The sequence below is a fragment of the Peribacillus sp. NPDC097264 genome, assembly GCF_050277925.1.
In the GTDB taxonomy this organism is placed as follows: domain Bacteria; phylum Bacillota; class Bacilli; order Bacillales; family DSM-1321; genus Peribacillus.
In genome coordinates, this window is sequence record NZ_JBNNSR010000010.1 from 160,426 (window position 1) to 179,290 (window position 18,865).

18 protein-coding genes and 1 riboswitch are annotated in these 18,865 nt (G+C 44.1%); of the genes, 9 read left to right on the forward strand and 9 right to left on the reverse strand.

Going from position 1 to position 18,865, the window contains the following annotated elements; genetic code table 11:
* Genes ACQKL0_RS16785 through chbG form a run of 4 tightly spaced genes read left to right on the forward strand, consistent with a single transcriptional unit; the run spans position 1 to position 3,763 of the window.
* Positions 1–1,356 carry a PTS sugar transporter subunit IIC gene (locus ACQKL0_RS16785; protein WP_402871622.1) on the forward strand — a complete coding sequence of 452 codons (1,356 nt, stop codon included), beginning with the start codon at positions 1–3 and terminating at the stop codon, positions 1,354–1,356.
* 16 nt (positions 1,357–1,372) lie between these two features.
* A complete protein-coding gene (locus ACQKL0_RS16790) occupies positions 1,373–1,720 on the forward strand; it encodes a PTS lactose/cellobiose transporter subunit IIA (RefSeq protein WP_402871619.1) in 348 nt (115 codons plus the stop codon).
* The gene (locus tag ACQKL0_RS16795) at positions 1,717–3,063 is read left to right on the forward strand and encodes a 6-phospho-beta-glucosidase (RefSeq protein ID WP_427688696.1); all 1,347 of its coding nucleotides are present in this window, start codon (positions 1,717–1,719) and stop codon (positions 3,061–3,063) included. Before ACQKL0_RS16790 ends, ACQKL0_RS16795 begins: the two co-directional genes overlap by 4 nt.
* A complete protein-coding gene (gene chbG / locus ACQKL0_RS16800; protein WP_427688698.1) occupies positions 3,056–3,763 on the forward strand; it encodes a chitin disaccharide deacetylase in 708 nt (235 codons plus the stop codon). The genes ACQKL0_RS16795 and chbG overlap by 8 nt, the downstream gene beginning before the upstream one ends.
* A 76-nt stretch (positions 3,764–3,839) precedes the next feature.
* Here the strand turns inward: chbG and ACQKL0_RS16805 are convergent, their stop codons facing one another.
* From ACQKL0_RS16805 to ACQKL0_RS16820, 4 genes are all read right to left on the reverse strand, one after another.
* Entirely contained in the window at positions 3,840–5,321 is a 1,482-nt protein-coding gene (locus ACQKL0_RS16805) for a sodium:solute symporter family protein (RefSeq protein ID WP_427688699.1), read from the reverse strand.
* Positions 5,318–5,518 (reverse strand): DUF3311 domain-containing protein, encoded by a 201-nt coding sequence (locus tag ACQKL0_RS16810; protein WP_402871609.1) that lies wholly within the window; start codon positions 5,516–5,518, stop codon positions 5,318–5,320. The genes ACQKL0_RS16805 and ACQKL0_RS16810 overlap by 4 nt, the downstream gene beginning before the upstream one ends.
* Positions 5,519–5,727: 209 nt before the next feature.
* Complete coding sequence (locus ACQKL0_RS16815) at positions 5,728–7,065, reverse strand: amino acid permease (RefSeq protein WP_427688701.1); 1,338 nt, start codon at positions 7,063–7,065, stop codon at positions 5,728–5,730.
* A gap of 193 nt (positions 7,066–7,258) precedes the next feature.
* Positions 7,259–7,338, reverse strand: a riboswitch (glycine riboswitch).
* A gap of 224 nt (positions 7,339–7,562) precedes the next feature.
* The gene (locus ACQKL0_RS16820; RefSeq protein ID WP_427688703.1) at positions 7,563–8,105 is read right to left on the reverse strand and encodes a GNAT family N-acetyltransferase; all 543 of its coding nucleotides are present in this window, start codon (positions 8,103–8,105) and stop codon (positions 7,563–7,565) included.
* Positions 8,106–8,395: 290 nt separating this feature from the next.
* Here ACQKL0_RS16820 and ACQKL0_RS16825 point away from each other — a divergent pair, with 290 nt between their 5' ends.
* The 4 genes from ACQKL0_RS16825 to ACQKL0_RS16840 all read left to right on the forward strand — a co-directional run bounded on the left by ACQKL0_RS16825 (position 8,396) and on the right by ACQKL0_RS16840 (position 12,639).
* Positions 8,396–9,784, forward strand: coding sequence for an amino acid permease (locus ACQKL0_RS16825; RefSeq protein WP_427688705.1), 1,389 nt, complete (start codon positions 8,396–8,398; stop codon positions 9,782–9,784).
* Between the two features lie 216 nt (positions 9,785–10,000).
* Positions 10,001–10,960 carry a hypothetical protein gene (locus tag ACQKL0_RS16830; protein ID WP_427688707.1) on the forward strand — a complete coding sequence of 320 codons (960 nt, stop codon included), beginning with the start codon at positions 10,001–10,003 and terminating at the stop codon, positions 10,958–10,960.
* Positions 10,961–11,081: 121 nt separating this feature from the next.
* Positions 11,082–11,651 (forward strand): TetR/AcrR family transcriptional regulator, encoded by a 570-nt coding sequence (locus tag ACQKL0_RS16835; protein WP_402988964.1) that lies wholly within the window; start codon positions 11,082–11,084, stop codon positions 11,649–11,651.
* Between the two features lie 52 nt (positions 11,652–11,703).
* Complete coding sequence (locus tag ACQKL0_RS16840; protein ID WP_427688709.1) at positions 11,704–12,639, forward strand: SDR family NAD(P)-dependent oxidoreductase; 936 nt, start codon at positions 11,704–11,706, stop codon at positions 12,637–12,639.
* A 42-nt stretch (positions 12,640–12,681) separates the two neighbouring features.
* Here ACQKL0_RS16840 and ACQKL0_RS16845 read toward each other — a convergent pair whose 3' ends face one another.
* Both ACQKL0_RS16845 and ACQKL0_RS16850 read right to left on the reverse strand, forming a co-directional pair.
* The gene (locus ACQKL0_RS16845; RefSeq protein WP_402988958.1) at positions 12,682–13,467 is read right to left on the reverse strand and encodes a glucose-1-dehydrogenase; all 786 of its coding nucleotides are present in this window, start codon (positions 13,465–13,467) and stop codon (positions 12,682–12,684) included.
* 19 nt (positions 13,468–13,486) lie between these two features.
* Positions 13,487–14,338: a GRP family sugar transporter gene (locus ACQKL0_RS16850; protein WP_427651374.1), complete on the reverse strand. Its 852-nt coding sequence runs from the start codon at positions 14,336–14,338 to the stop codon at positions 13,487–13,489.
* 208 nt (positions 14,339–14,546) lie between these two features.
* Here ACQKL0_RS16850 and ACQKL0_RS16855 point away from each other — a divergent pair, with 208 nt between their 5' ends.
* Entirely contained in the window at positions 14,547–15,107 is a 561-nt protein-coding gene (locus tag ACQKL0_RS16855) for a thioredoxin family protein (protein WP_402871568.1), read from the forward strand.
* A 45-nt stretch (positions 15,108–15,152) separates the two neighbouring features.
* On the opposite strand, the gene ACQKL0_RS16860 is transcribed toward ACQKL0_RS16855, so the two are convergent.
* The 3 genes from ACQKL0_RS16860 to ACQKL0_RS16870 all read right to left on the reverse strand — a co-directional run bounded on the left by ACQKL0_RS16860 (position 15,153) and on the right by ACQKL0_RS16870 (position 18,643).
* Positions 15,153–16,373 (reverse strand): MFS transporter, encoded by a 1,221-nt coding sequence (locus ACQKL0_RS16860; protein WP_427688711.1) that lies wholly within the window; start codon positions 16,371–16,373, stop codon positions 15,153–15,155.
* 138 nt (positions 16,374–16,511) lie between these two features.
* A complete protein-coding gene (locus tag ACQKL0_RS16865; RefSeq protein ID WP_427688713.1) occupies positions 16,512–17,102 on the reverse strand; it encodes a TetR family transcriptional regulator C-terminal domain-containing protein in 591 nt (196 codons plus the stop codon).
* 140 nt (positions 17,103–17,242) lie between these two features.
* A complete protein-coding gene (locus tag ACQKL0_RS16870; RefSeq protein WP_427688715.1) occupies positions 17,243–18,643 on the reverse strand; it encodes a hypothetical protein in 1,401 nt (466 codons plus the stop codon).
* Positions 18,644–18,865: the final 222 nt, after the last annotated feature.

Genomic DNA, 18,865 nt, shown 5'->3' on the forward strand with positions numbered 1-18,865 from the left:
ATGATGACTTTCATTGATAAGTACATTATGCCGGCTGCAGTCAAGTTGGGGAATAACCGACATCTGTTGGCCATTCGTGACACGTTGATTGGAATGATAGCGATTACAATTATCGGATCGTTCGCGGTTTTATTGAATAATCTAGGGCAAATCATCAAGCCATACGGAAGAATGATGGAAGCCATTTTCGGTCCTACCTGGACGACGCTTGGCAATGACATTTCATTCGGTACCTTTGCATTCATGACCATTTTTGCCGTTTTCGGTATATCTTATAAACTTGCTAAATCTTATGGAGACGATGGATTCGAGGCGATGCTCATTTCGGCGGCCTGTTTCTTCTTATTGCTTCCACAGATGGGATTGGTCTCGCTGACGGTTGATAACAAAGTCGTATCAGGCGAGGCAGCTGGCTTCATCAGTACCAATTACTTTAATGCAACCGCTCTCTTTACGGGAATTGCCGTTTCCCTTATTGCGACGGAGATTTTTGTAAGGCTTTCCAAACTCAAATTCTTGGTGATCAACATGCCGGAGGGTGTACCTCCTGCAGTAGGGCGCTCGTTTGCCAAATTGATTCCAGGCATGGCAACCATTTTCATCATCGGGGTGTTCGGATTGCTTTTCCGTATCGCAACGAATGGCCAGATCGTGAATGACTGGTTAAGTAAAGTGATCGTATCTCCGATGCAAGGGGCCGTGGATTCACTTCCATTTGCCATCCTTCTTGTCTTTTTCGTCCATATTTTATGGATGGTGGGATTGCACGGACCGAACATTCTTGGTGGAATCACGACACCGCTTTTTGAAAGTTCAGGCGTAAAGAATATTGATCTGTATGCAAAAGGTATTACAGATATGGACCAATACGGCGTCTTGGCCGGCTCATTTCTTGATGCTTTTGTTTATCTAGGTGGATCAGGCGGAACGATGGGCTTGATCATTGCGATGATCATAGCCGGTAGAAGGCGGTATAAACAGATGATTGGGCTTGGTGGGGCCCCGGGACTTTTCCAAATCAACGAACCGATTCTTTTCGGGCTTCCCATCGTATTGAATCCAATCTGGTTGGTTCCATTCGTTCTAGGACCTATCATTACTACAGTCATTTCGTACTTAGCGGTGAGCAGCGGTCTGGTCTTCCCGATTGTAGCCAAAATTCCATGGGTGACCCCGCCGATTGTCGGAGGATTTTTGGCAACAGGTGGCCATGTTTCGGGGGCTGTCCTGGCAGGAATCAATCTCGTCATTTCAACCGTAATCTACTTGCCATTCGTGTATGCCCAAGTGAAAATTGACTCGAAAAATAAAACGGAGCTTACAAAGGATTCGGAATCAGAATCAGTAAGTCTTTAAGAAAGAAGTGGGGAACATGGAAAAAGAAGAATTATATCAGTTATCTTTCCAACTTGTTTTACACAGTGGAAATGCAAGGAGCTTTGCGATGGAAGCCTTGCAAGAAGCCAAGAAAAAAGATTTCGAAGCCGCCAGGCAGAAAATAGCGGAGGCGGAGACGGAATTATTGCAGGCGCATAAATTTCAGACTCAGTTGATTCATGCGGAAGCGGGTGGCGAGAAATTAGATATCCCGATTATCCTGATCCACGCTCAGGATCATTTGATGACGGCGATGACCTTGAAGGATTTGGCGGTTGAAATGATTGAGATGAGAGAAGAGTTTCTTGGAGCCAACAAAATAAAGGAGGGGACAGCAGAATGAGTAAGGGGTTAAAGATCGTTACGATAGGCGGGGGTTCCAGTTATACGCCGGAACTGATTGAAGGGTTCATTAAATATCACAAGGAGCTTCCTGTAAGTGAAATCTGGCTCGTGGATATAGAAGCTGGCAAGGAAAAACTTGAAATCGTCGGCGGGCTGGCAAGACGGATGGTGGAAAAAGCGGGAGTGCCGATCGACATTCACTTAACACTAGACCGGAAAAAAGCGCTAGAGGGTGCCGACTATGTCACGACCCAATTACGGGTCGGGCAGCTGGCTGCGAGGGCACTTGATGAGAAAATTCCGCTGAAGCATGGGGTCATCGGCCAGGAAACGAATGGACCTGGCGGGTTGTTCAAAGCATTTCGGACGATTCCTGTCATTCTTGAAATCGCCCGGGAGATGGAAGAGATTTGCCCGAATGCCTGGTTGATCAATTTCACCAACCCTGCCGGCATGGTCACGGAAGCGGTTCTGCGTCATAGCAACATTACGAAAATCGTCGGTCTATGCAATGTGCCGATCGGGATGGAACGCGGTGTCGCCGAGTTGATGAAGGTGGAACCGGACCGAGTGCGGATTGATTTCGCAGGATTGAACCATATGGTATACGGATTGGATGTATTCGTGGATGGAAAGAGCGTGAAAGAGGAAATCATCGATATGATTTCAGACCCGGATAAAGCCGTGACGATGAAGAATATCCATGCGATGGGATGGGAGCCGGAATTCCTTCGTGCATTGAATTTATTTCCTTGTCCATATCACAATTATTACTACAAAACGGGAGATATCCTGGCTCAGGAGCTGAAGGATGCAGAAAAAGGGGAAACAAGGGCCGAGGTCGTACAAAAGCTGGAAACGGAACTATTTGAACTATATAAAGACGTCGATCTAGACATCAAGCCACCACAGCTTGAAGAACGGGGTGGCGCTTACTACAGTGACGCCGCGGTCCGCTTGATCCACTCCATGTATACGGATAAACGTGATATACAGGCGGTCAATACGATGAATTATGGGGCGATTGAAGGAATTCCGTACGATTCAGCCGTTGAAGTGAGCTGTGTGATTACGAAGGATGGACCAAAACCGATCACGGTAGGTGAATTGCCGGTAGCCGTTCGCGGACTTGTCCAGCAAATTAAGTCCTTTGAAAGGGTGGCTATCGAGGCTGCCGTAACAGGCAACTATGATACGGCCCTGCTTGCGATGACCATCAACCCATTAGTTCCAAGTGACCGGGTGGGGAAATTGATTCTGGATGAAATGCTCTTGGCGCATAAGGAATTTTTGCCGCAGTTCTTCGAGAATAAGGAATTACAAGGAAGTTTTCATGATTGAAGTGCTGGTCAATGCTGATGATTTCGGGTTTTCGCGGGCTGTGAATTACGGCATATTGAATAGCCACAAAAATGGGATAGTCAATTCGGCGACCATGATGATGAATGCAAAAGCGACCGATCATGCCATCAGAATTGCCAAAGATCATCGCACGCTTAAGGTGGGCATCCATCTTGTCCTGACATGGGGACGGCCGCTGCTACATGATGTGCCTAGCCTTGTGGACAAAGAGGGAAACTTCAAAAAGCAAGATGGGGTATATGGGAACCCGGGTAGCATTTCCTTGGAAGAGTTAGAGAGGGAATGGTCTGCCCAGATTGATAAATTCATTGACTTAGGGATGATGCCGACCCATTTTGACAGTCATCATCATGTCCATGCGATCCCGGCCTTTTGGCCGGTCGTGAAAAAGCTTTCCGCCCATTATGGGCTACCAGTCCGAAAAGCGGGACCCCATTTTCAGGACATTGAAACAGTGACCGATACATTCCTTGACGATTTTTATGGGGAAAAGGCGGCCGTCGATTACTTTCAAACCCTTAACGAGCGGATTAGTGAGGGCAAAAGCGTGGAGGTCATGACCCACCCAGCCTACCTGGATGATGATTTGCTCCAGCATTCCTCCTACAATCAAGAAAGGCTCAAGGAAACGGCTATCTTGATGAAAGCCACATTGCCGGAAGGATTCGTACTCCGGTAATGATCGGTTCAGGAAGGCCCATTAAGACAAAAAAAGCAATCGGTCCCAGTTTTCACTGAGATCCGATTGCTTTTTTTTATACTTCTTTAACCACTACGGGTTTAACTTCGCCAACTACTAGCTTCTTGAATGCGAGGCTGACAACCATCATCACGATAAAGTTCACAGCCAAGGCGATGATTCCGACATTCAGATCCTTTGCCGCTTGTGGCAAGGATGGGAACAGGGTGCCGATTGTCGATTGGCTGATGGTGATATAGGTGACGATGGCCAGTCCACAGATGATACCTGCTATTGCCCCGTATTTATTGATAAAGTTCTTCTTTTTCAGGCTGAATAACAGGGACGGGAAAAGTTGCGTAATGAAGCTATATCCCATGAGTATCAAAGCAGACATCGTTTCTCCGCCGTTTAAGGTGAAGTAAACGGATATGAGTGCAATCACGGGAACGAGTAACTTGGCCAAACGTACCACATGCCGGTCTGATGCTCCAGGATGGAGTTCCTTATAGACATTTTTCGCAAGGAGCGTAGAGACGCTCATCAACAGCATCGATCCTGGCACTAATGCGGTCAACATTCCAGCTGCACCGATGATTCCTATAAACCATGGATCAAAGGTTTGGATCGCAAGGCGCAATAAGGAAAGGTCCGCATCGGCGCCTTCCAGTCCAGGCACTTTCAAAATCGCTGCAAATCCTACAAAAAAGACAAATAGTAACATGAGCGTATACAGTGGACTGATGATGGCATTTTTACGAAATGTTTTTCCGCTCCGGGCCGTATAGACGGCACTGAATACTTGGGGCCACATGTAAAAACCAAATACGAGCAAGATGACGGTCGAGATGAACCAAGAAACGCTAAGACCTTGTTCGGGCAGCGTCAGGAAACCTGGTTTGGCGTCATTTATGGTCTCGAACATCGGTTGAAGACCACCAAAGTAATGAATTGGAAGATAAATGCCCAGGAATGCGATGATGACGATCATCATGATGTCCTTGATGACGGCTGTCCAGGCTGATCCGTGAATGCCTGAAATCATGACATAAATGGTCAGGCTGATAGCTCCAAGCCACACAGCGGTGGACATGGAAATGGCGCCATATGATGCTTCGGAAACAATGATCCCTAAGCCTTTGAGCTGTACGACGACGACCGGAATCATCGATACCACGCCGACAAGGGCAGCAAGAATCCCTAGAGTTGGGCTCTTGTATTTGCTTACGAAGAAATCGGATTGTGACATAAGCCGATTTTCTTTTGCGTATTTCCAAATGGCCGGAAGTAGCCAATAGGATAATACATAAGACAAGGTAATATAAATGAGGACGTATAAAGCGGGCGCACCCTTTCCATAAGCCCAGCCGCTTCCTCCAAGGAAGGAGAAGGTTGTGTAAATTTCCCCTGCCATCAATAGAAAGACGAATATGGCGCCAAAACCGCGACCACCCACCGTCCATTGTTCCAGGTTCATGTCTTTTCCTTTTGTCGAACGGATCCCAAGAAAAATCGATAAAAGTAAAAATGCTAAAATAATGATAAGAGCAATATTCATTCTTCTTCACCTTCCCGGTTCCTAGGATCCAACTTATACATGACGGCTAGAGTGACGGAAGTGAGCACGACCCACATCGCCATCCAAAACATATAAAAAGGCATCCCCAATACATAAGGTTCTACTTTATTAACAAAAGGAAGAAACCCTAATATGCCGATAAAAGGAACGAGTGTAAGAATATATAATACTTTCATGAAGCAACCCCTCCATTCTAAATATGTTTCACAGATTATGATGTTTTTCTAAAAAAATGTTTCCGTAATACCTAGTACCTTACACTAATTCGATAAAAAAATTAATAGTGTGGCAGAAAAAAATATTCGTCACGCTTCATTTTACTTTCTCATTTAATCACAGGAAAATGGGATAGGAAGGTAGACTTCCGTATCCCAAAATTCCTCGTTCATTTTTTTCGATAGTTATATATGACAGCTAAAAGAATGAACCAAAGCGGTGTCAGCAATAATGACGGCCTGGTCGCCTCAGCAAACAGCATGACGATCAAGATGAAGACAAACAGCCCTAAGATTACATAGTTGATGAAAGGTGTTAAGGGAGCCTTGAAAGTGGACGTAGCCCTTAAGTCCGGCCGTTTTTTCGTATACCGGATATGGGAAATCAAGATGATGCTCCACACCCATAGGAAGCAGATGGCACTAATCGTTGTCACGATGGTGAAAGCTTGCTCCGGTATGATTTTACTTAATAATGCCCCAATGGAGACAACGATGGTGGACGTAACCAATGCATTACTCGGAACAGCACGTTTATTTAATTTCTTAAGTTTTGCAGGTGCTTCGTTATTGTTGCTCAAGGTATAAAGCATGCGGCTTGTTGAAAACAATCCACTATTCCCGGCAGAAGCGGCGGATGTCAACACGACGAAATTGATAATCCCTGCAGCAACCGGAATCCCGATCAAGGCGAAGACCTCCACGAATGGGCTGCTTGCGGCATCGAGCTGTGTCCATGGATTGACGCAAAGGATGACGGTGATGGCACCGATATAGAAAAGCAATATCCGGACAGGGATCTTATTGATCGCTGATGGGATATTTTTTTTCGGATTGGCGGTTTCGGCCGCTGTCACCCCAATGATTTCGACACCAACAAAGGAGAAGACGACTAGCTGTAGGGAAAGCAAAAAGCCGGATGCGCCGTTCGGGAACATGCCCCCATGACTCCAAAGGTTGTTGAGGGAAACGGTTCCTGTATCGGTTTGGAAACCAATGATGAGTAAGACGATTCCCACAACGATCAAGGCGACGATCGTGATGACTTTAATGAGGGAGAACCAGAACTCCAATTCTCCGAATAGCTTCACGGTCAACAAATTCAATCCTAGTAGAATCACCAAGCAGGCAAGTGCAGGGATCCATTGCGGAATGTCGAACCAATATTGCATATAGACCCCGACAGCGATGATATCGGCCATGGCCGTCATGATCCAACAGAACCAGTAGGTCCAGCCAGTCACGAAACCAGCCCACGGTCCGATGTATTCCGTGGCGAATTCGGTGAATGAGGAATATCCCGCGTTGGACAACAGCAATTCCCCTAAAGCCCTCATGACGAAAAACAAGGCAATCCCGATAATCAGATACGAAAAGATAATGGAGGGTCCCGCCAACTGTATGGCTTTTCCGGATCCCAAAAATAACCCGGTCCCGATGGTTCCTCCTATGGCGATGAGTTGTACATGTCGATTTTTCAAATCCCTTTTCAATTCTTGTTTAGCCAATTTGTGCGCCCCCGTTGTTATAATTCTTGAATGTGAAGTACATGGTCCGTTGATTCCAATCGATCACCAGGGCAATGAATCTGTCCAGTTTAGTAGCGATTTCACTTCGTTTTTTTAGTGATGATTGAAAAAAGACAATAAAAAAAGAGATTGGAAGCTACCAATCTCGAAAGGTTAAAGAATAACAAATATTCGTTACTCTTCTGTCCTTTTGCCTGAGATTGTGAATCCTTCGGCGCTGCACGTGTGTACAGTCTCTCCAGAAGCTGCTCCTGCTATAGTGTGATCCATAGCATTCATCGCTTGCTTAGTATGTGGTTGTAATAAATGATCGCTGTGAAAGATGAAATTCTTTTCGGCAATTCATTTATTCTTTTAAAATAATAATGGAATTCTATCATTATTTTGATTTTGGGTCAAAGGGATATATTGTAAATACGGTAGAGGGTGGAATTTATATGACCAGTTTGATGCCAAGAAACGATGCGAACCCCGGATCAGTTTGATAAGGACATTTTTTCATAGTCCCTTTTAAGAATGGCCATGATGATTTCGTCCGAATATTTTCCTTTGAAATATAAAGACTCTCGTAAAATCCCCTCTTTGATAAAGCCAACTTTTTCATAGGCTCTTATTCCACGTAAATTATGGCTGAATACTTCCAGTTGCAGACGATTTAAAGATAATTCTTCAAAAACAAATGCTAAAACAAGTCGGATAGCTTCTGTACCATACCCTTTGCCCGTTAATTCAATGGTATTCATCGAAATTCTAAATCCCGCCTTTTTATCCTCTTCGTCCATATCAGAGATGGATAATTCCCCGATCATTTGATCGCTTTCGTTTAAGCAAATGGCTAGATCATGGCGTGATGGATCTTCACGTACATTCTTTATATGACATTGAAGCTGCTCTAAAGTGAATATAGATTTTGTTCCTGTCATATACCGTATCTCTTCATCCTTTGTATTTTCTAAAAGGATAGGTGCATCCGATTCTTTTAAATAACGGAGATAGATTCTTTCTCCTATTAATTTCATTTTCTTTCCTCCTCCGTCGATACTTACTATCAATAGTACATAGGATTCCTTCACCCGTATAGGGAAAGAATAATTACCATTCATGTCCTCCTATCCATTGCTTCTAGACGGCCAAAAGTGTTTTTCCTAAAAGTACATTTGTATTTCTACGGAATATTTATTATTATAAGATAAGGAAATGCTTTTGTGGGTAGAGTACTTTAGGAAGCATTGTAAATCTATTAAATTACTTATCTTAAATAAGGATTAGAGAATCGTCATTTTATGCTTGTACATCTGGGGGAGTTATCATGTCAAATAAAGAATTAACTAGAGGGCTGGAGGCACGTCATATTCAGATGATTGCCTTGGGCGGTACGATTGGTGTTGGGTTATTTATGGGATCTGCCAGCACAATTAAGTGGACCGGCCCCTCTGTCATGCTGGCGTATGCCATCGCGGGACTTTTTATCTTTTTTATCATGCGTTCGATGGGGGAAATGCTGTACCTGGAGCCTACTACGGGCTCATTCGCAACGTTTGCGAGTGATTATATCCATCCATTGGCAGGATTTGTAACTGCTTGGAGCAACTGGTTCCTATGGGTGTTGGTCGGCATGTCTGAAATCATTGCCGTAGGATTATATATGAATTTTTGGTTCCCTGAACTGCCGGCTTGGATTCCGGGAGTGGTGGCCATGGTCATCCTTGGCGCCGCTAACCTCATTTCCGTCAAATCCTTCGGTGAATTCGAATTCTGGTTTGCACTGATCAAGATCGTTACCATCATCTTGATGATCATTGCCGGTCTAGGTCTTATCTTTTTCGGGATAGGGAATGGTGGGGAGGCAATCGGCCTTTCCAATCTATGGGCTAACGGCGGTTTCTTTACAGGGGGATGGAAAGGTTTCTTCTTTGCCCTTTCCCTTGTTGTGGCATCTTATCAAGGTGTTGAACTTATCGGAATCACTGCAGGTGAAGCAAAGGATCCGAAGAGGACCATTACAAAAGCGATCCAAACAATCATTTGGCGTATATTAATCTTCTATATCGGCGCGATTTTTGTCATCGTCACGGTATTTCCTTGGAATCAATTAGATGAACTTGGAAGCCCGTTTGTATCGACCTTTGCCAAAATAGGCATTACCGCAGCCGCGGGCATCATCAACTTTGTCGTGATCACGGCGGCGATGTCAGGATGCAATAGTGGGATTTTCAGTGCAGGGCGCATGCTTTATACCCTTGCCTTGAACGGGCAAGCGCCAAAGGTCTTTGCAAAAATATCGAAAAGCGGAGTGCCGGCCTATTGTACAATCGCTGTCATGTTGGGCTTGGCCATTGGTGTTGTCCTGAACTACCTGGCTCCACCGGAAATATTCCTGTATGTGTACAGTGCAAGTGTGCTGCCCGGGATGATTCCATGGTTCGTGATTCTTATTAGTGAGCTTAGGTTCAGGAAGGTACGAGCTGAGGAAATGAAAAACCATCCATTCAAAATGCCTTTTGCGCCGTATACCAACTATGCAACGATTGCATTCTTACTATTGGTATTGGTCGGCATGTGGTTTAACCCGAGTACGCGACTTTCCTTGATTGTGGGCATCGTTTTCCTAGCAATCGTTGTAGCCTGTTACTACCTACTGAAAATGGATAAGCGGGTACCGTTAGACGTGAAGGCGAAAGAGGATGTATCTGCGTAATATAGAGTGTCGGAAAAAGTTATGCTTCGTGCATAGCTTTTTTTGTTTGACCGAAATAATGAGGGAGTTGACCGATAAAAGTGGCCATTTGACCGATAAACCTTCCAACTTGACCGATAAAATGAGAAATTGACTGATATATGTAATTTATTGTAATGTTGGGCGCTTGAATATAAGATGAAGAGAAGAAATATACATACAAAGAAGGTGATTCGATTGAGAAAAATGGAGAGGATTTTTAGCATTAATTCTCTGGTTAAGGAATTATGGGAAAGTCAGCCGGATATGAGATTCCTTCAATTGTTGGATTGGATAGAATCGGAGTACTCGAAACAGAATGGGGGATTTGGGCAAGGAAATTTGTTCAAACGGGATTCATATCAAGCCGAGGAGCCTTTTTCTTATATCGATTTATTTTATCTTGAGGACGAGCTGTTAGAACAGTTTTTACTGCAGTTGGTAAAGGATACTGAGACTAGGCTTAGGCTTGAGAAGGTTCAGGCTGAAAAAGGGAGTAAACATTGGATTCAGCAATTCGTAAATAACAGGCAAGGGGAATTGAACCATCTTATTTTGATGAGTTCGCCTTCCTTGCTGACTTTCCTTGATAAAGAGCGGTCCATCCAGTGGAAGTCCCCATTGCGGGAAACGGGTTACCAAGAATACAGAAATGAATTTTTGGAGCTTGAAAGTGTGAGGCGGGGCAGACGAATCGAGCTGGAGAAATATTGGCCAAGGATGGGTCCGCAATGGGATGGATATGCCACGGTGGCAGGGAAAGATGGTCAAAAAGGGTTTTTGCTAGTGGAAGCGAAGGCCCATTTGAAAGAAATGACTTCATCGATACGGGCAAAGGATCTGGACAGTAGATTCCTGATAGAGAGTACCATGAAGGAAACGATGGAGGCGATGGGTTCCCGGGCCCCTATGGAAGTCTGGCTGAACCGTTATTATCAGTTGGCGAATCGTTTGGCTTTTTTATATATATTGAATGAGAAAATGGGGATTCCAACGTGGCTGGTCCTTGTGAATTTTCTTGAAGATGATACCCATATACCTACCGGTTCTGTGGAATGGGTAGAACATTACCAAGAAGTTTTTAGCGAAATGGACATTACATCCGAATCGAACCCATTATTTGATAAGATCGTCACGGTCTATCCAAGTTGTAATTGATATGTGGAAAACTTAGGGAGAGCATAATCATCGGCTTTCCCTTTATTAATTGGTACTTATTGACAATAGCAAAAATATGAATTATACTTTTAATTAACCAGTGGTCAACAAGGAGGATATCATGTCACCAAGAAAATCCGTTACACAGGAATTAACACGTGAAATGATAATGGACGCAGCACGGGATCTCTTTGTGGCGAAAGGGTATCAGCATGTTTCCATGAGGCAGATTGCGAAAGAATTAGGGTACAGCCATGGTGCTCTTTACTATCATTTTAAGAATAAAGCGGAGTTGTTTTACGCGTTAGTGGAAGAACATTTCGCCATGCTCGATCAAAAACTGGATGATGTGATGCACCAAGCCATCCCAAATGGGGAAAAGCTAGAGAACATTCTTTTGGGCTTCATTGAATTCGGGCTGACCCATCAAAGCCATTATGAAATCATGTTTTTGATCAAGGACGAAGAAGTACAGAACTTCATCAATCAAGGGCCACACAAAACCTATGAAAAATTCGCCCAGATTATTTTCACTTTATGTGAGAACAAAGTTTCCATCCAGCATATTTACAGCATCTTTTTATCCTTGCATGGTTTTGTCACGCATTATTGCCGTCATGTCACGACGTATGAGGAAGTAAAGAATCTAGCTGTGTTGCACGTGAAATTTTTAACAAAATCAATTAGCTGATTTTTTTTACCACGTATTGACCAGTGGTTAAATAAAAGGGAGGGCGTCCATTATGAAAAAAGCATTGGTAGTAGGAGCTTCAGGAGGAATGGGGTATTCAATCGTCAAGGAATTATCAAACAGGGGGATCTCGGTGACGGCCTTTGCACGCACCCGCAGTAAGCTGGAAAAACTTTTCGGAAATGATTCGAATGTGACGATCCATACGGGAGATCTATTTCAAGTGGAGGATTTAGAAAGAGCAGCCCAAGGTGTTGACGTCATATTCCAATCAGCGAACATTCCCTATTCAGAATGGGATGAGAAGTTAGTGGTCATGATGTCCAATATTATGGAAGTGGCAAAAAAGAATGAAGCGAAACTTGCCTTTGTCGACAATATTTATGCCTATGGACGCAGTTCAGGGAAAAGCGTGACTGAAATGACGGTTAAACATCCACACACGAAAAAAGGAAGCATCCGCCTGAATGTCGAAAACCTGATTAAGCAATCAAACATTCCTGCAATCATTGTTCACTTTCCTGATTTCTATGGTCCCAATGCGGAAAGTTCTTTACTGCATTATACGCTTGAGAATGTCATTAAAAATAAGAAGGCCAGTTATGTGGGCGACCAAAGCATTGCCAGGGAATTCATATACACCCCGGACGGAGCAAATGCCATCGTTGAATTGTCCCTTAACGAAGAAGCGTACGGTCAGAACTGGAATATACCCGGTCATGATGTGATTACTGGAAAAGAACTAATCAAGATCATTCGCGACATAACGGATTATCAAAAAGGAGTATCCACCATTTCAAAGAAGATGATTCAATTCTTGGGGATCTTCAACTCCCAGATGCGTGAAGCGGTCGAGATGTATTATTTGAATGAAGAACCGGTTGTGTTGAACGGGGAAAAATACGAAAAGCTGATTGGACCGGTGCCTCGGACTTCTTATCGTGAAGGGTTGATCGAGACGGTGGAGTATATGAAAAGCCATGCATGAAAAAAACACGGCGTAAGAACGCCGTGTCGGTAATCCCTATAATCAACCTTTCCCAGCTTCGAATCCAGGGTATTTGGTCATGCCGCCATCCGCATATAGTGTCAAGCCGGTGACGTAGCTGGATTCCTCGGATGCGAGCCAAACCGCACATGCAGCGATTTGTTCCGGTTTTCCGATATAGCCCATCGGAATCAGGTCGATGACTTCTTGTGTCGCCTTTGGATCATTGAATTTCTCGGCGTTGATCGGTGTATCGATCGCTCCAGGGGAAATGTTATTCACGCGGATTCCTTTTGGCGCATATTCAAGGGCAAGTGTTTCGGTCATCATTTTGACGCCACCTTTACTTGCTGCATAGTGAACAAAATGTGGCCATGGAATTCTGTCATGAACCGAAGACATATTGATGATGTTTCCTTTAATATCATGTTCTAACATATAACTGATTGCATCCCGACTTGCTAAAAACATGCCGGTAAGGTTGACGTCGATGACCTTTTGCCAATCTTCTAGCGTCAGTTTTTCGCTTGGCACTTCATTTTCAATGCCGGCATTGTTGATCATGATGTCGATGGTACCGAATGTATCCACTGCAAACTGAATTAATTTCTTCACATCTTCTTCTTTTGTAACATCGCCTTGAATGGCTGCGGCTTTCCCGCCTGAAGCTTCAATCGTTTGAATGATTTCCTTATAGTCGTTCTCTTCCGAATGATAATTTAAGACAACTCGTGCTTTTTCCTTTCCGAAGCGTTCCGCCATTGCTTTACCTAATCCTGTTGCGGCCCCTGTGATTACGACTACCTTGTTCTCTAAATCTGTATACATACTATATCCTCTCCCTTATTTATTCTTTTGTAAATCCAATCATGACGCCACCGGCGATGACTAAGATACAACCGATGATGACATAGGTCATTTGTTTCTTTGATTTTTTCTCTCCTAATAGGAAGATGCCGCCTAAAGTGGAAATGACGATACCCATTTGCGAGAATGAAAAGGCAATGGCAACGCCCACTTTTGGATTAGCGAGAAGGAGACCGATATTCCCGGTCGCCCACATGATCCCAGTTAAGATGTTGCGTCCGGCATATTTGTTGAATGGTTTATGTTTAATGGATAGAAGGAAAGCTGCAATAAACATTCCGATCGCTTGTGGCAAGATAGCCGACCACCCGTCAATGTCAAACCATCTGACGACGATGACATAGGTGACAAAACCAAGAGTGGAGACGATCAAGTAAAGGATTCCTTTTTTCATGCTGCCTTCATTTTTTCCTCTACTACCTTCATAGCTTGTCAGCAATACACCGGCGATCAAGAAAATGATGGCAATCACGCCAAGGATGATCGTCGAAGTGGTGTTCCACTCCTTAAAGACGATAACCGCAAAAAATGTATTTCCTAGTATTTGCAATCCGGTTGAAATGGGAACGGTTTTGGAAACGCCCATTTCCTTGACACTGTTGAACTGAAAAAGTTGACCGAACGCCCAGCCAATCCCTGAAATGATTCCGACAATCCAGATGAGGCTCGTCCATTCGGGGGGATTGATGACCGACATCACGATGGCAAACAATAAAGAGCCGATGGTGATGCCGAGTGTTTGGTTATATGAGTTGCCCCCGAGTTTTTCGGAAACAAGTACCAAGCTTCCCCACGTCAATGCGGGGATAAGTGCATAGAGAAAACCTTCCACAAAATCCATCTCCTAAGTTACAAACATTTGTATTAATGAAAAGTACTGGTTATTTAGTTAGCTACTAATAAATTTCCCTTGTTTTCTAAAATGAAAACATTTTTTTAATATATTAATTTAGATGCGTGATTCGTTTCTCCCGAATCAATGGGCTGAAAAATAAACCGGTTTATGGTATTTTTAATTAAAATTAGTTAGGAGTGGGAACATGACGACATTACATGAATGGTTTGAAAAGGGGATACCTGCAAAGGAATTTGTGGAGTCGATGAAAGTGAATAAGGAAGGCTTGCAATCCGTATACGAGCGTTTTTCCATTTCGGAAGAAGACCGTGCATTTTTCGAAGAAGTAAAAGGGAAAGAGCTGAGAGCGATTGTCATTACAGAAGATTGGTGTGGCGACGCGATGATGAATATCCCGATCCTTTTGAACATCGCACAGGCAGCGAATATCGATACGCGGATGATTCTGCGGGATCAAAACCTTGAGCTGATGGATCAGTATTTAACGAATGGAACGGCACGATCGATTCCCATCTTTATTTTCATCGATAATCAAGGGAAGGAAAAAGCGGTTTGGGGCCCTCGAGCACCTAAAGTACAGGAGTTCGTAATGGAATTGCGCAAGGATTTGCCAGCTAAGGAAGACGAACATTTTGAAGCGGCACAAAAGGAGCTTTTTAAGAAAATCGGGGAATCTTATGCCCAAAACGAACAGCTTTGGCAAGAAGTGTACAGCAGTATTAAAGAAACATTGACGAAGGCGTAAACCACTTGCATCCCCGTTTTTAGCGGGGATGTTTTTTTCTTAACCTTACAAAGTTTTGATTCTATCCTCTTTATTTTCAGTATGTGATGCGACCGACATGCCCAACGCCGGGATAGCTGCCAGAGCAACGGTGATAGCGGATAAACTAAAAACCGTGAATAGCGAAGTTATTTTCAGCAATGGACCGGACGAAGCCGTACCAATTAAGAGAAATAGAATGAAGATGGGCGTGATGATGCCATTTGTTCTGCCGATGAATTTTTCTTCCACAAGTTTAATCATCATGGTGCTTAAGAGTATTTGCATGAATGCCATCATGAAGGCGGTGATGAATCTCATCGATGCCGTTAAAATAAAGGAAGTGGACAGTACTTCGATAACGGTGGAAAGGGCTAACAATAAAAACGTACCAACAAACGTCACCCTCACATGAAGACGATTAACTAAAGTGGCCGCGATGATTCCCCCAATCAGTAAACCAGCCCCTGCTGCAGCGGATAACCATTGAAGGGCTTCTTTAGGCAATTGTAGCCTATCCGTGATCAGAAAAACCTCGAGCGGTTGTACCAGGCCTGCTCCAAGACCCAAGAAACAAAAGGTCAGGGCGATTCTTTTCAAATTGTGATTATGGAGTACATAGTGAAAGCCTTGTTTAATTTCTGTAACGATCGTCGAGTCAGCCTGTTTCTCCTTTTTGGCATCCTTCGGTAAAAAGAGCGTGATGACCGTGGATAATCCAAATGTAAGAATTAACAAGGAAAGGGAAACCGAAATGCCAAAATTCGAATAGACGGCCGTACCGATGATGGGTCCCAGAATCAAGAACAGGGAACCTAGGCTTTGCACGATGGCTATCGCCGAACCGACTTGATCTTCAGGGATGTGCCGTTTGAAAATCTTCGCGGAAGAAGGTTGTGAAAATTGGGAGACGATTGCTGAGACGAATGTGGCAAAGAAAACGGCTTCCCACATCCCGAATGAGATGAACCCCAAAATGCTCAGAATCGAAACGATGCTGAGCAGCCCGCCGCTAATGATTGTCTTCTTTGGATTCCAACGGTCGGCAAAGGTTCCGCCTATAAAGGAAAATAAGAAGATGGGGGCGTACTCGATGACAGTGATAAGGGATATCGCGACCGGATCCTGATTCGTTTTTTCGATAATGTAAAACAAAACGGCCATATTTCGAATCCATATGCTGATTTGATCAAGCATATCCGAACTCAACATGATCCAGAAAACCTTATTTTTCAATAATTGGTTCATCCACAGGCAGCTCCTTCTTAATTAATCTGACCGTTCGGTTTAATAAATTCCTAAAAAAAATCGTTCTACAGGACTATCGTTAAATAATCGAGGAACATCCTTTCTTGGGAAAAGGATAAGAAAGGGATGTTTGTTCCTCTAGTGTTTCGAAATGCCTTTTAAAAAGACGTCCACGCTTTTGTGATATAGTCTCCTGATTTCAGGAAATTCCATCTCGTAATAGGTGGCATTTAATCCGGCATGCATGCCAAAGAGAATGTACATAAGGTCTTTGGGATTATCTTCGATGAACGCCCCTTCTTTAATTCCCTGGTCAATGACGGCTTCATACGTGTCATAATACTGACTGCGATAAATTTCTAAAATATGCGCAAAAATCTCAGGGTCAGCCGTTTCACTTCCGCCAAATTCCTCAGCGGCTTTAATTAATGGACTTTGCAGATCTTCAAGATAATGGTCTGCCAATGCATATAATTTCTCTACACTCGTGCGGTAGTTCTGTTGCTTGATGTTCCAGGCGCGCTTCCACTCGTCGGCGTTATTCTCGACGATGTACAAGAAAAGTTTTTCCTTGCTTTTGAAATGATAATAAATGCTCCCTTTACTGCTTTCGGAGACGTTTGTGATGTCTTCCATTGACGTAGCGGCGTATCCCTTTTGGGCAAACAATTTTTCTGCTTCTTTAGCTATCTTAAGCTTAGTGGGAGAGGGGGTACTTTGTTGTTTCATGTCAGATAAGCCTCCAATGATAAACTGAACGTTCGGTCTATAATTAAATTATCGTAATTCCCTATAATTGTCAATGGTATTTTGTTATTCAAAAAAGCCAGTGTGCATTAAATGGATGCGCACTGGCTTAGTTATAGTGATCAAATTAAAAACATCGCTACAATCGTCGTCACGAATAAACCGATGCATACCGGAAGCAGGTTTCGGCGGGCCAATTCGAAGGGACTGACGTTACAAATGGCCGCCGCTGGGATAAGTGCCCATGGAATCAAGGTACCGCCTCCGACCCAGATTGCCGTGATTTGGCCAAGGGCAGTCAACGTCGCCGTTCCGCTTCCAATCGCCGTCCCGAATAGATTGGCGACCGAACCGGCCAGGGAAATACCGGAAAACCCAGAACCATCCAAGCCGGTAATCGCCCCGATGCCTGTCAATGTGACGGCGGCTATCTCCTTCGTCAATGGAACCGAGGCGGCGAGTGCTGCGCCCAAATCGTTGACGATACCGAGAGACGCTTTCGGTAAGTAGTCCCCGATGATTTTAGTGAACCCGGAATCACCTAAATAGAAGAAAGCGGCAATCGGGATGACCGGTCCGAACACCTTGAAGCCAAACTGGAACCCTTGAATCAAGTAGCTCGTTGATTTTTCAAGACCCAGATGGCCATGGGCCACGAGAGATAAGATCAGCAAGATAAAAACGGCGGTTCCGCCAACCAATGCAGTTGCTTCGCCGCCTTGTAATTTCAGAAGCCAAAGAGCGACGACATCCAGTAAAAAGGCCAATGGAATGAATATCGCAAAAAACCTCTTCTGTCCTATCGTAAGTAACTCTTCATTCATCCCATCCTGGTCTTCGTCGAGTGTTTCCTGTACGGTAGGCTGAATGCGACCAAGCCGCATATCCCGCTTCAAGAAGATGAACGCTGAAACCGTAGTCACGACACCCATTGTGATGACGAGCGGGATGCTGGCTGAAATGACGTCACCGACCGGAATCGAAGCCGCATCAGCCGTGAGTTTTGGTGCCGCTTGAATGACGAAATCACCCGAAAGCGCAATGCCGTGGCCAAATAAATTCATCGCCATCGCTACACCTAGTGCAGGCAATCCGGCCCGCAATGCGACCGGTAGCAGCACGGCACCAAGCAAAGCGACGGCAGGGGATGGCCAGAAAAACCAGGAGATGCCCATCATGACGATTCCAATCACCCAAAAAGCGAGTGTGGGGTTTTTAATGAATCTAGCAAAAGGTGCAATCATGACATCATTGATACCTGATCTCGTTAAGACTGTACTCATGGCAACAATGATGGAAATGATTAAAATGGTCGACATTAACTCGGTAATGGCGAAAGCGAAACTATTGAATACGCCACTGATGGAGGAAGCCAAACTGCCTGTAGAGACGAGCGCCAAAATGAAGATGCCAACGATGCAAATGAGGGTGGTATCCCGACGCTTTACCATAAACCCGATGATCAACACGATGAATAAAACATAAATCCAATGGAGAGCCGTCAATCCCATCCCATAATCCATCTCCCTCAAAATCTTCCTGATACAGATTATGAAGGGGAGCCCAAATGGTGAGTTGTTTTAAAAAAAGTCATAAATCGGACTTGTTGGAAAGCTGTCCAAGCAATTGTTGAAAAAAAGACAAGAATGAGAACATTCAAATGAAAGAAAGTTAGAAACACATGATAAAATAAATGGAGGGTGTTAATAATTGTACCTAAGGGTGAATATAAAGAGTAAGTGCAT